This window comes from Methyloligella halotolerans (genome assembly GCF_001708935.1).
GTDB lineage: Bacteria > Pseudomonadota > Alphaproteobacteria > Rhizobiales > Methyloligellaceae > Methyloligella > Methyloligella halotolerans.
In genome coordinates, this window is record NZ_MASI01000008.1 from 61,686 (window position 1) to 74,546 (window position 12,861).

At 64.0% G+C, this 12,861-nt stretch carries 11 protein-coding genes and 1 pseudogene; 4 read left to right on the plus strand and 8 right to left on the minus strand.

The annotated features are described in order from the left end of the window. Nucleotides 1-7: 7 nt before the first annotated feature. Nucleotides 8-427 (minus strand): iron response transcriptional regulator IrrA, encoded by a 420-nt coding sequence (irrA, locus tag A7A08_RS13055; RefSeq protein WP_069095916.1) that lies wholly within the window; start codon nt 425-427, stop codon nt 8-10. 315 nt (nt 428-742) lie between these two features. Between irrA and fabA the strand changes: the two genes are divergently transcribed. The 4 genes and pseudogenes from fabA (at nt 743) to A7A08_RS13075 (ending at nt 3,709) form a co-directional block, all read left to right on the plus strand. Further along, complete coding sequence (gene fabA / locus A7A08_RS13060) at nt 743-1,270, plus strand: 3-hydroxyacyl-[acyl-carrier-protein] dehydratase FabA (protein WP_069095917.1); 528 nt, start codon at nt 743-745, stop codon at nt 1,268-1,270. A 55-nt stretch (nt 1,271-1,325) separates the two neighbouring features. Beyond that, complete coding sequence (gene fabB / locus A7A08_RS13065; RefSeq protein ID WP_069095918.1) at nt 1,326-2,546, plus strand: beta-ketoacyl-ACP synthase I; 1,221 nt, start codon at nt 1,326-1,328, stop codon at nt 2,544-2,546. Between the two features lie 44 nt (nt 2,547-2,590). Beyond that, nucleotides 2,591-3,492, plus strand: a pseudogene (fabI, locus tag A7A08_RS13070) (enoyl-ACP reductase FabI). Between the two features lie 31 nt (nt 3,493-3,523). Further along, nucleotides 3,524-3,709 (plus strand): hypothetical protein, encoded by a 186-nt coding sequence (locus A7A08_RS13075; RefSeq protein WP_069095919.1) that lies wholly within the window; start codon nt 3,524-3,526, stop codon nt 3,707-3,709. Between the two features lie 121 nt (nt 3,710-3,830). Here A7A08_RS13075 and pnp read toward each other — a convergent pair whose 3' ends face one another. The 7 genes from pnp to nusA all read right to left on the minus strand — a co-directional run bounded on the left by pnp (nt 3,831) and on the right by nusA (nt 12,817). After that, complete coding sequence (gene pnp / locus A7A08_RS13080; RefSeq protein ID WP_069095920.1) at nt 3,831-5,954, minus strand: polyribonucleotide nucleotidyltransferase; 2,124 nt, start codon at nt 5,952-5,954, stop codon at nt 3,831-3,833. Between the two features lie 119 nt (nt 5,955-6,073). Then, nucleotides 6,074-6,343, minus strand: a complete 270-nt coding sequence (gene rpsO, locus A7A08_RS16050) for a 30S ribosomal protein S15 (RefSeq protein ID WP_069095921.1) — start codon at nt 6,341-6,343, stop codon at nt 6,074-6,076. A gap of 39 nt (nt 6,344-6,382) precedes the next feature. Then, nucleotides 6,383-7,309 carry a tRNA pseudouridine(55) synthase TruB gene (gene truB, locus A7A08_RS13090; RefSeq protein WP_069095922.1) on the minus strand — a complete coding sequence of 309 codons (927 nt, stop codon included), beginning with the start codon at nt 7,307-7,309 and terminating at the stop codon, nt 6,383-6,385. 21 nt (nt 7,310-7,330) lie between these two features. Further along, on the minus strand, nt 7,331-7,717 hold the full coding sequence (gene rbfA, locus A7A08_RS13095; RefSeq protein WP_069095923.1) for a 30S ribosome-binding factor RbfA: 387 nt from the start codon (nt 7,715-7,717) through the stop codon (nt 7,331-7,333). A 205-nt stretch (nt 7,718-7,922) separates the two neighbouring features. Then, on the minus strand, nt 7,923-10,442 hold the full coding sequence (gene infB / locus A7A08_RS13100; RefSeq protein ID WP_069095924.1) for a translation initiation factor IF-2: 2,520 nt from the start codon (nt 10,440-10,442) through the stop codon (nt 7,923-7,925). Continuing rightward, nucleotides 10,439-11,113, minus strand: a complete 675-nt coding sequence (locus A7A08_RS13105; protein ID WP_342586691.1) for an RNA-binding protein — start codon at nt 11,111-11,113, stop codon at nt 10,439-10,441. Before A7A08_RS13105 ends, infB begins: the two co-directional genes overlap by 4 nt. Before the next feature lie 27 nt (nt 11,114-11,140). Next, on the minus strand, nt 11,141-12,817 hold the full coding sequence (nusA, locus tag A7A08_RS13110) for a transcription termination factor NusA (protein ID WP_069095926.1): 1,677 nt from the start codon (nt 12,815-12,817) through the stop codon (nt 11,141-11,143). Nucleotides 12,818-12,861 lie beyond the last annotated feature (44 nt).

Below are 12,861 nucleotides of genomic sequence, written 5' to 3' on the forward strand. Positions count from 1 at the left end.
GCGGGTGCTAGTTCGCGCGCTTGAGCCGCACCAGCACATCCACCCGCGAGACCGTCATGCCTTCCGGCACGTTGGGCAGGCCCTGGATGGCGATTTCGCCATGCTCGATATCCATCAGCTCGCCCGACTCCTCACACAGGAAGTGGTAGTGGTTCGAGGTGTTGGTATCGAAATAGGTCTTCGCCCCTTCCACCGCGACCTCGCGCAGCAGGCCGGCCTCAGTGAACTGGTGCAGGGTGTTGTAGACCGTGGCGAGCGACACCGGCAGGTTCTGGGACTGGACGGTCTCGTAGAGCATCTCCGCCGTGACGTGACGCTCCTCGCCGTCGAACAGCATGGCCGCCAATGCCATGCGTTGCCGGGTGGGGCGCAGGCCCGCCTCGCGCAACAGCTTGCCGATATCTCTATTGCTCTGCGTAATGCTCATGGGTGGGAATATACGAACAAGACCTGATTCCCGCAATGCGGGCTGAACACGATAGACTGGGCTGGTTAAACCAGGAAGGCTGGTCGGGAAAACCTAGCCAGGAAAACTTGGTCACGAAAACTGCGCCGTTGCAAGGCGCTTGGCCGCTGGCATTCGTCGGCACGAGCCCCTAAATCCTTTTGCGCTCCTGCGCATCCGGTCTAAGGGTTTTGGCTTCTGATCGACTGTGATAGGTAACGCGGCGACTGTCACACCCGGCGCCGATCGCGACCGAACGCTTGAGAAGCGCCGGCGGAAATATAAAAAGGACTGTGCATGACCGAGCGTCGAGCTCAATTCGACTATGAGGATCTCCTGGCCTGCGCGAGAGGAGAACTCTTCGGCCCCGGCAATGCGCAATTGCCGCTGCCGCCCATGCTGATGTTCGATCGCATCTCTCAGGTGGTCGAGGAGGGCGGTGAGCACGGCAAGGGACAGATCCGGGCCGAGCTAGACATCAAGCCCGATCTCTGGTTCTTCCCCTGTCACTTCAAGGACGATCCGGTGATGCCGGGCTGTCTTGGGCTGGACGCCCTGTGGCAGCTCTTGGGCTTTTTCCTCGGCTGGCTTGGCGCACCCGGCAAGGGCCGCGCCCTCGCTGTCGGCGAGGTGAAATTTACCGGCATGGTGCTGCCCACCATGAAGAAGCTCGAATATATTGTGGATCTCAAGCGGGTGGTCCGCCGCAAGCTCACCCTCGGCATCGCCGACGGGACGCTGCTTGCCGATGGCGAGGTGATCTACCAGGCCAAGGATCTGCGAGTCGGACTGTTCACTGCCGAAGATGCGGCTGCGACCGCGTGAGGCGGACCGGATCGGCAATCGTTTTCAACTTTAAAGGCTCCGTCGAGGGATACCCATGAGGCGAGTGGTCGTGACTGGAATGGGCGTGGTTTCGTCCATCGGTAACAACGCCCAAGAGGTGCTGGCGTCTCTGCGCGAGGCCAAGTCCGGCATCGTGAAAGCCGACGACTACGCGGAGCTGGGATTCCGCTGCCAGGTACACGGTGCGCCGAGCCTCGACTGGCAGGAAGTCGTGGACCGCAAGGTGCGCCGCTTCATGGGCGCTGGCGCGGCCTGGAACTACGTCGCCATGGAGCAGGCCATCCGCGACGCCGGCCTCGAGGAGGACGAGATCTCCGACGAGCGCACCGGTCTGATCATGGGCTCCGGCGGCCCGTCGACCCGCGCCATCGTCAACGCAGCGCAGACGACCCTGGAGAAGGGCCCCAAGAAGGTCGGACCGTTCGAGGTGCCGAAATCCATGAGCTCCACGAACTCCGCGACCCTCTCCACGCCCTATCACATCAAGGGCGTTAGCTACTCCATCTCATCCGCCTGCTCCACCTCCGCTCACTGTATCGGCAACGCCGCCGAGCTCATCCAGCTCGGCAAGCAGGACATGGTCTTCGCCGGTGGCGGCGAGGAGCTGGATTGGACCCTGTCTGTCCTGTTCGACTCCATGAACGCGATGTCGTCGGACTTCAATGATCAGCCGGCCAAGGCGAGCCGCGCCTATGACGAAGCGCGAGACGGCTTCGTTATCGCCGGTGGCGCGGGCGTCGTGATCCTCGAGGAGCTGGAGCACGCTAAGGCGCGCGGCGCCAAGATCTATGCCGAACTCGTCGGCTACGGCGCGACCTCGGACGGTTATGACATGGTCCAGCCTTCCGGGGAGGGCGCGGTGCGCTGCATGCGCATGGCCATGCAGAACCTCAACGGCGACAAGATCGACTATATCAACCCCCACGCAACCTCCACGCCCATCGGCGATCTGCGCGAGATCGAGGCGATCCAGGAGGTGTTCGGCGAGGACATTCCGCCGATCAGCGCGACGAAATCCCTGACCGGCCATTCGTTGGGTGCGGCGGGGGCCCAGGAGGCGATCTATTCGCTTCTGATGATGAACAACGGATTCATTTGCGAATCCGCCAACATTGAAAATCTCGACCCCGCCTTCTCCGACATTCCGATCCTTCGGGAGCGGAAGGACGACGTGGATCTGAACTGCGTCATGTCCAACAGTTTCGGCTTCGGCGGGACCAATGCGACCCTCGTTTTCCGACGCTACGACGGCTGACGCACCCGCCGGAAAGCTCCACCACGATAACCAGAGCAAGTGCCATGACCACAGAGAAACAAGACATCGCCGAGCCCGGCCCGCTCATGAAAGGCAAGAAAGGGCTCGTCCTGGGCGTTGCCAACGATCGATCCATCGCCTGGGGCATTGCAGGGTGCTTGCCGGTCAGGGCGCTGAGCTCGCCTTCACCTACCAAGGCGAATCCTTCGGACGCCGGGCCAAGCCGCTCGCTGAATCGACCGGCGCCACCATCATCGAGCCTTGCGATGTGGAGGATTTCGAGAGCGTCAGGAAGGTGTTCGACAAAATCCGGGAACAATGGGGCAAGCTGGACTTCGTGGTGCACGCTCTCGCCTTTTCCGACCGGACCGAGCTGAAGGGGCGCTATTGCGATACCAGCCGTGCGAACTTCTCCCGCACCATGGAGATTTCCTGCTTCTCCTTCACCGAGATCAGCCGTCTTGCGGCCGACCTGATGCCCGACGGCGGATCGCTGCTGACGCTCACCTATGGCGGCTCCAACAAGGTCGTGCCCTGCTACAACGTGATGGGCGTGGCCAAGGCTGCGCTGGAGGCATCCGTTCGCTATCTGGCTTCCGATCTCGGCGGCAAGGGCATCCGGGTCAACGCCCTCTCGGCCGGTCCCATGCGCACCCTCGCCGGCGCCGGCATCTCCGATGCGCGGATGCTGTTCCATTATCAGAGCGAGAACTCGCCCATGCACCGCACGCCCACCCTGGACGAGGTCGGCGGCTCGGCCCTCTACCTGCTGTCGGATATGTCGGGCGCGGTGACCGGCGAAGTTCATATGGTCGATTGCGGATACAACACGATCTTCATGCCGAGCCTGGAATCGATCAAGGCTGCGACCGGCGAGGAGACCGACGAGGAAAAGGCGAAAAGCGCTTCCGCCGCCTCGGCCGCTTCCAGCGAAACCGTGCAATAGGGCCCTGAGCAACCGTTAAGGAGCAAGTCGGATGGTTGAGCTCGTTTTCACAGCCTGTCTCCTGGCCACCGCCGGAGACTGTCAGAAGGTGACGATCCCGATGGAGAAGGTGGAATCCATCAGCGAGTGCATGAAGGCCGCACCGGATCGGATCAAGGAATGGCAGTCCGACAACGAGGATAAGATGGTCGCCGGCTTCTCCTGCAAGAAGGCGTAAGCGAACCGACCATGGCAGACGCTCCCCAAAGGAGCGCCCAAAAGAAAAGGCCGCCCGTTGAGGCGGCCTTTTTTGTGTCTGATGGCGGGAGGCCGTCTCCGGCCTCCCTAAGATCGCAAGCCTAGCTGGCGTCTTCCGCCTCGAGCTCCTTGCCGGTCTCCTGATCGACGACCTTCATGGACAGGCGAACCTTGCCGCGATCGTCGAAGCCGAGAAGCTTCACGAAGACCTCGTCGCCTTCCTTGACGACCTCGTCCACGGTCTTCGGCCGGCCCTGGGTCAGCTGGGAGATGTGCACCAGACCGTCCTTGGGACCGAAGAAGTTCACGAAGGCGCCGAAATCCATGATCTTGACGACCTTGCCCTTGTAGATCTCACCGACCTCAGGCTCGGCTGCGATGCCCTTGATCTTGGCGATCGCGGCCCGGATGGACTCGCCGTTGGGCGAGGCGATCTTGACCGTGCCGTCGTCGGCGATGTCGATCTTGGCGCCCGTCTCCTCGACGATGGAGCGGATCACCGAACCGCCCGTGCCGATCACTTCGCGGATCTTGTCGGTCGGAATCTGCATCACCTCGATGCGCGGGGCGAACTCGCCGACTTCCGGACGGGCCGTGTTCAGGGCCTTGTCCATCTCACCGAGGATGTGCATGCGGCCGTCCTTCGCCTGGTTCAGGGCGATCTGCATGATCTCTTCGGTGATGCCGGTGATCTTGATGTCCATCTGGAGCGAGGTCACGCCCTCTTCCGTGCCGGCGACCTTGAAGTCCATGTCGCCGAGATGGTCCTCGTCACCGAGGATGTCCGACAGAACGGCGAATTCCTCGGCTTCCTTGATGAGGCCCATGGCGATACCGGCCACGGGGCGCGCGAGCGGAACGCCCGCATCCATCAGAGCAAGCGAGGAGCCGCAAACCGTCGCCATGGAGGACGAGCCGTTGGACTCGGTGATCTCCGAAACGAGGCGAAGCGTGTAGGGGAAGTTCTCCTTTGCCGGCAGCACCGGATGGATCGCCCGCCAGGCGAGCTTGCCATGGCCGATCTCGCGGCGGCCCGGAGAGCCCATGCGGCCCGTCTCACCCACCGAGTAGGGCGGGAAGTTGTAGTGCAGCATGAAGCTTTCTTTGTAGGTGCCTTCCAGGGCGTCGACGAACTGTTCGTCCTCGCCCGTGCCCAGCGTCGCGACGACGAGGGCCTGGGTCTCACCGCGGGTGAACAGCGCGCTGCCATGGGTGCGGGGCAGGATCCCCACCTCCGAGACGATCGGCCGGACCGTGGAGAGGTCGCGCCCGTCGATGCGGGACTTGGTGGACAGGATGTTCCCGCGCACCACGTCCTTCTCGACCGACTTGAAGGCGCCCGACAGTTTGGCGCCGAAGCTGCCGTCGTCGTCCTCGGGCGTAAGCTCAGCGGCGACCTTGTCCTTCACCGCGGAGATGGCGTCGCGGCGCTCGGTCTTGGTCTGGATCGCGTAGGCGTCCCGCAGGCCGCTCTCGGCCATGCTGCGGACCTTCGCGGTCAGGTCGTCGGCGCTGTCGTCCTGGGGCAGGTCCCACGGCTCCTTCGCGGAGCTCTGAGCCAGCTTGACGATGGCGTCGAGCACCGGCTGGAAGCCCTTGTGGCCGAACATGACCGCGCCGAGCATCACATCCTCGGGCAGCTCTTCGGCCTCGGACTCCACCATCAGCACCGCATCGCGGGTGCCGGCGACCACGAGGTCGAGCTTGCTATCGGCCAGCTCCTCGATGGTCGGGTTCAGCACGTACTCTCCGTCGATATAGCCGACGCGCGCCGCGCCGATCGGTCCCAGGAAGGGGATGCCGGAGATGGTGAGCGCCGCCGAGGTCGCCACCATGGCAACGATATCGGGATCGTTCTCGAGGTCGTGGGAAAGAACCGTGGCGATCACCTGGGTTTCGTTCTTGAAGCCCTTGGCGAAGAGCGGCCGGATCGGCCGGTCGATCAGGCGAGAGGTCAGCGTCTCCTTCTCGGTGGGACGGCCTTCGCGTTTAAAAAAGCCGCCTGGAATCTTACCGGCGGCGAATGTCTTCTCTTGGTAGTTCACGGTGAGCGGGAAGAAGTCGATCCCGGCTCGGGGTTCTTTTGCGGCGGTCGCCGTGGCGAGCACCGTGGTTTCGCCGTATTGCACCAGCACGGCGCCATCGGCCTGACGGGCCATGCGGCCGGTCTCAAGCTTGAGCGGACGGCCAGCCCATTCGATTTCAACGGTCTGCGGATTGAGCATGATGTTTTTCTCGATTCGGATGTTATCGGTCTGACGCGCCGCCCGGATTGGCAGCGCGCGAAAGCCGAACCGTCACAGGGCGGCCCCTGCCGCGACGCTGTGACGGTCGGCTTGAATGATCACCGGCGGATGCCCAGACGGCCAATCAGGGTCTGGTAACGCTCGACGTCGCGATCCTTGACGTAGTCGAGCAGCCGGCGGCGTTGGCTCACCATCTTGAGCAGGCCGCGCCGGGAATGGTTGTCGCCGGCATGGCTTTTGAAATGTTCGGTGAGATTGGCGATCCGCTCGGTCAGGATTGCGACCTGAACCTCGGCGGAGCCGGTGTCGCCAGGTTTCGTGGCGTATTCTTCGATAAGCTCTTGCTTGCGCTCAGCGCTAATCGACATCGTGTTCTCCTTATTGGATGTCAGAATGGCGGATCGCGGTCAGCCGGGGATATTGAACACCCGGGTGGGCCGCATCTCGCCGCGATCAACTTCACCGACCGCCACGAGACGTCCTCGGGAGGTGGCGTAGGCAGGCCCTTCGATGATGGGAGCGTCCCGGCCTCTGATCAGCACGGGCTGGCCCCTTCTGAGCCTTGCCGCGTCATCGCCGCTGATGGCGAGCGCCGGGATGTCGTCCAGCGCCGTCTCCAACGGCTTTAGCTGCCCCAGAAGGGCATCGCGACCGGCGGCACTATGTCCTAACTCTTCCAGCTTTTCCAGCGAAATTGCGGCGCTTTCCGTAAACGGGCCGACCCGGGTCCGCCGAAGGGCGGAAACGTGTCCCCGCGCCCCCAGGTTGCGGGCAAGATCCCGGGCGAGAGACCGGATATAGGTGCCCTTGCCGCACTGGGTCTCGATCACCGCATGATCGGAATCCGGCATATCGACCAGATCGAGGCTGTCGATGGTGACGGTCCGCGCGGCCAGTTCGAAATCGCTGCCCTCCCGGGCCAAATCGTAGGCCCGTTCGCCGTCCACCTTCAGAGCGGAGTAGCGCGGCGGCACCTGCTCGATCTCGCCGGTGAAACGGGGCAGGGCGGCCTCGATGGCGGCGCGGTCCGGCCGGGCGTCGGAGCGGGCAGTGATGGCACCCTCCGCATCCTCGGTGTCGGTCTCCGCGCCGAAGCGGATCGTGAACCGGTAGGCTTTCGTGCCGTCGACCACGTAAGGCATGGTCTTGGTCGCCTCGCCGAACCCGATGGGCAGGATACCGGTCGCGAGCGGGTCCAGCGTGCCGGCATGACCGGCCTTCTGGGCATTGAACAGATACCGCAGCTTCCCCACCGCCTGGGAGGAGGTCATGCCTTCCGGTTTGTCCAGGATGAGCCATCCGTGGACCGGAAGTCCTTTGCGCCGCCGCGCCATCAGCCGAACCCCTTTTGCCGGCTAGTCGTCGTCGAGATCGCGGGTCACCTCGGGCGAGGCGAGGATCTCGTCGATGCGCTGGGAGGTTTCGAAGCTGGTGTCCTTGCGGAACCGGATCTCCGGCATGTAGCGGAGCTCCACCCGCTTCGCGAGCTCGCCGCGGAAGAACTTCGCGTGCTTCTGCAGATGGGTCACGACCTCTTTCACCTCGCCCCCGCCAAGCGGCATGACATAGGCGGTCGCCAGCTTCAGATCGGGTGACATCTTCACCTCGGGCACCGTGATCGTGTGCCGCTCGATCACCTCGTCCATCAGCTCGCCGCGGGTGAGGATGTCCGAAAGGGCGTGCCGGATCAGCTCTCCAACCTTCAGCTGGCGCTGGGAAGGGCCTTTCTTATCGCGTGTCATGAGGAAAGAGTCCTCTCAAAGACGGCCGGTCGCAAGCGCCGTCGAATCGATTTCAAAGGAGCAAGAATGTTCTGCAAGAACGTCCTGATTGTCATTGCCCGACTTGATCGGGCAATCCAGTAGCCACCGCCTTAGCGCTACAACGCATGCAGTGGTTACTGGATCCCCGCCTTCGCGGGGATCACAGCCGAACGGGTGGGACGCTCTAAAGCGTCCGCTCCACATGCTCCACGGTGAAGCACTCGATGACGTCGCCTTCGCGCATGTCCTGGTAGTTCTCGAACGCCATGCCGCATTCCTGGCCGGTCTGAACTTCCTTCACCTCGTCCTTGAAGCGCTTCAGGGTCGAGAGCTTGCCTTCGTGCACCACGACGTCGTCGCGGATCAGGCGGACATGGGCGCCGCGCTCCACCTTGCCCTCGGTCACCTGGCAGCCGGCCACCTTGCCGACCTTCGAGATGTTGAACACCTCCAGGATCTTGGCATTGCCAAGGAAGGTCTCGCGGCGATCCGGCGAAAGCATGCCGGACATGGCGTCCTTCACGTCGTCGACGAGATCGTAGATCACCGAGTAGTAGCGGATCTCCACCCCGGCCTTCTCCGCCGCCTGGCGGGCCTGGGTATTGGCGCGGACATTGAAGCCGAACACGACGGCATTCGACGCCGCAGCCAGCGAGATATCCGATTCCGTGATGCCGCCGACCGCCGCATGGACGTGACGGGCCTTCACCTCATCGGTGCTGATATTGTCGAGCGCAGAGGTGATCGCCTCCACGGAGCCCTGCACATCGCCCTTGATGAGATAAGGGAATTCCTGTGCACCGCTCTCCTTCAGCTGATTCATCATCTGCTCGAGTGAACCGCGCTCGCCGGCGACGGCCAGCTTCTTGCGGCGCTCCCGCTGACGATAATCGGTGATCTCGCGGGCCCGGGTTTCGTTGTCCACGACAGCGAACTGATCGCCGGCTTCCGGCGCGCTGTCGAAGCCCAGAACCTCGACGGGAACCGACGGGCCGGCCTCGTCGACCTGATCGCCGTGATCGTCGATGAGCGCACGCACCCGGCCCCAGGAGGTGCCGGCCACGACGATGTCGCCGCGCTTCAGGGTGCCGCGCTGCACGAGCGCCGTGCCCACGGGACCGCGTCCGCGCTCTAGCTTCGCCTCGACGATGACGCCGTCGGCGGCCCGATTCGGGTTCGCCTTCAACTCCATCACTTCGGCCTGCAGCAGCAGCGCATCGAGCAGCTTGTCGAGATTGGTGCGCTTCAGCGCCGAGACCTCGACCTCGAGCGTATCGCCGCCCATGCTTTCCACCACGATCTCGTAGCTCAGCAGGTCGGTGCGCACGCGGGTCGGATCCGCGCCTTGCTTGTCGATCTTGTTGATCGCCACGATGATCGGCACCCCGGCGGCGCGGGCGTGATTGATCGCCTCCACCGTCTGGGGCATCACGCCGTCATCGGCAGCCACCACCAGCACCACGATATCGGTCACCTTGGCGCCGCGGGCGCGCATGGCGGTGAACGCCTCATGGCCCGGCGTGTCGATGAACGTCACCCTCTGGCCGTTGGGCCCGGCTTCGAGCTGATAAGCGCCGATATGCTGGGTGATGCCGCCGGCCTCGTGACCCACCACATCGGTGGTCCGCAGGGCGTCGAGCAGCGAGGTCTTGCCGTGGTCAACATGGCCCATGATGGTCACGATCGGTGCGCGCGGCTGCAGATCCTCGTCCGCATCCCGCTCGCCGATGAAGCCTTCTTCCACGTCGGCCTCGGACACGCGCCGGACCGTATGGCCGAACTCCTCGGCGATCAGCTGCGCGGTATCGCCATCGATCACGTCGGTGATCTTATGCATCGCGCCGTCCTTCATCAGGAACTTGATGACGTCGACGGCACGCTCGGCCATGCGGTTCGCCAGCTCCTGGATCGTGATGACGTCGGGGATGATCGCCTCGCGCACGATCTTCTGCTGGTTCTGCTGCGAAGGCTGCTTCTTCTGGCGCTCGCGATGGCGCTTCAGGGAGGCGAGGCTCCGCTGGCGCTGCTCTTCGTCGAGGGCGTTGGTGATGGTCAGGCGGCCGCGAACGCGCCGGTCCTCGCCGCGACGGCTGGGAGAAGGAGTCTTCTTCCGATCCGGGGCGGCCGGCTTCTCGACCGCTGCAGCCTTGGGGCTCGCCTTGCGCTGGGGCTTTTCGTCTTCCTCAGCCTGCTTGGCCTGGGCGCGGGCCTTGGCTTCGCGCTCTTCTTCCAGACGGCGCTCGCGCTTGGCTGCCTCTTCCGCCTCACGGGCGGCGGCACGCTCGGCGGCGCGCTGGGCCTCGACCTGCTCGCGTTCGCGCTGCTTCTCGTCCCGCTCCTTGGCGTTGGAGAGCGCACGTGCGCGGGCATCCCTTTCCTCGTCGGACAGGGACTTCAGCACCACACCCTTCTTCTCCTGGGCCGGCGCCTCGCGCTTGGCTTCGGGCTTGGGCGCTGCGGGCTTGGCTTCCGCCTTCGGCGTGGGGGCCGGCTTGGCGGTTTCCCGCTTCGCCTGGGTCTCCTCAGCCGCTCCGCCGCTGCCGATGGAGCGCCGCTTCTTCTTCTCGACGAGCACGGATTTGCTTCGCCCGTGGCTGAAGCTCTGGCGCACATGGCCGGACTCAACAGTACGCCGTACGTTGAGGCTCAGCTTGTTGCGCGATCCGCGGCTCGCTTTTTCGTCGGTCTCGTTCGTATCACTCATTCCGTGTCCGTATCTGGCCCGATGGAGGCCTCAAACGCGCCGCTGCCGAGAAAATAGCGCATCGCGCGATTGGCGGCTTCGATGAAGTTCTTCGCCGCCCCGCCTCGGGCCAGGGCTGCATGTATCACATTTGTCCGGCCTAGAACCAAACTCAATTGCTCCGAGGTGAATCCCCGGATTGGCGGCAGGGCATCTTCGCCGGCCCGCGCCCGGAATTTGGCATCCAGCTTCTTGCACCCGTCTTCTGCCGCATCCAGGGCATGAACCAGGGCAAGAACCCGTTCCCGTCGAATAGCCTCTTCGACCTTGGCGAAGCCGCAGGTGACCTCGCCGGCCTTGTTCGCGAGACCAAGTGCCGAAATCGCTGCTTCGTTTAGCATTTGCCCGAGGCGATCAGCAAGGCCGGGCGGCACCTTGACGGAAGTCTTGAGGCCGCGGGCGAAGGCATTGCGCTTGGCTGCCTCCGCAACGGATGCGTGGTCGGCGGTGATCCAGACCCCGCGGCCGGGGAGCTTCTCCTTCAGGTCCGGCACGATCTCTCCGTCAGGAGAGGCGACGAACCGGATCAGCTCATGCTTCTCGAGAGCCTGCCGCGTGAGGGCACAACGGCGCACCGGCGGAGAAGACGTCTCCGCCGCGGCCTTTGTCTCTGCCTGTGCCAACTCTTGCAACAGCGTATGCTCCCGGTGCGAACACGGCTACGCGTCCGCGGTATCCGTATCGGCATCGTCGGCCGGGGTGTCGCCCGACTCGTCCTCGGATGCCTCGGTTTCGTCTTCGCCTTCAGCCTCGGCCTCTTCTTCCGGCTCGGGCTCGGGCTCTTCCTCGATCCAGCCTGCCTTCACGCGGGCCGCCAGGATCATATTCTCGGCGTCCTGCTTGCTCACATTGAAGCCTTCCAGGATGCCGTCGAAATGGGTCGTCTCGCCGTCCTTGCGCTCGTTCCACCCGGTCAGATCGTCGGTGGCGCAATCGGCCAGATCCTCGACCGTCTTCACGTCGTTCTCGCCGAACGCCACAAGCATCGGCGTGGTCACGCCGTCCACCTCGGCCAGGGCGTCGTCGACCCCCAGCTCCTTGCGCTTGGCGGTCATCTCCTGCTCGACGCGCTCCAGATACTCGCTTGCGCGGGTCTGGATCTCGCTGGCCGTGTCGTCGTCGAAGCCGTCGATGGACGCGATCTCGTTCTCCTCGACGAACGCCACTTCCTCGATGGAGGAGAAGCCTTCGGAGGCCAGAAGCTGGGCGATCACCTCGTCCACGTCCAAGGCTTCCATGAACATCTGCGAGCGCTCGGCGAACTCCGCCTGGCGGCGTTCCGATTCGTTCGCCTCCGTCATGATGTCGATATCCCAGCCGGTAAGCTGGGAGGCGAGGCGCACGTTCTGGCCCTTACGGCCGATGGCCAGCGATAGCTGCGCATCCGGCACCACCACCTCGATACGCTCGGCGTCTTCGTCAAGCACGACCTTGACCACCTCGGCCGGGGCCAGCGCATTCACAATGAAGGTCGCGGCGTCTTCCGACCACTGGATGATGTCGATCTTCTCGCCCTGGAGCTCGTTCACCACCGCCTGAACGCGGCTGCCGCGCATGCCGACGCAGGCGCCGACCGGATCAATGGACTGATCCCGCGAGATCACCGCGATCTTGGCGCGGCTGCCCGGATCGCGCGCCACCGACTTGATGGTGACGATACCGTCGTAGACTTCCGGCACTTCCTGGGCGAACAGCTTCGCCATGAATTCCGGATGGGTGCGCGACAGGAAGATCTGCGGCCCACGCTGCTCCCGGCGCACGTCGTAGACATAGGCGCGGATGCGGTCGCCGTAGCGGAAATTCTCTCGCGGCAGGGTCTCGTCACGGCGCACGATGGCTTCCGCCCGGCCGAGATCGACGATCACGTTGCCGTATTCGACCCGCTTCACGATGCCGTTCACGATGGTGCCGACGCGGTCCTTGTATTCCTCGAACTGGCGCTCGCGCTCGGCATCGCGCACCTTCTGCACGATGACCTGCTTGGCGTTCTGCGCGGCGACACGGCCGAAATCGAGCGGCGGAAGCTCCTCGGCGATGAAGTCGCCGATCTGCGCTTCGGGATTGCGGCGGCGGGCGTCTTCGAGCGAGATCTGAGTCGCTTCCATGGTCACGTCGTCGGTGACCTCCAGCAGACGCTCCAGACGGATCTCGCCGGTCTTCGGATCGACCTGGGCGCGAATCTCGTTCTCGCTGCCGTAGCGGGATTTGGCCGCCTTCTGGATCGCGTCTTCCATCGCCGCGATGACGACGTCTTTCTCGATCGACTTCTCGCGCGCGACCGCATCTGCGATCTGCAGGAGCTCCAGCCTATTGGCGCTAATGCCCGCCTCAGCCATATGCCTTGCCTCCGGTTCTCTCAAACGATGGGCAGCCGGTCCGG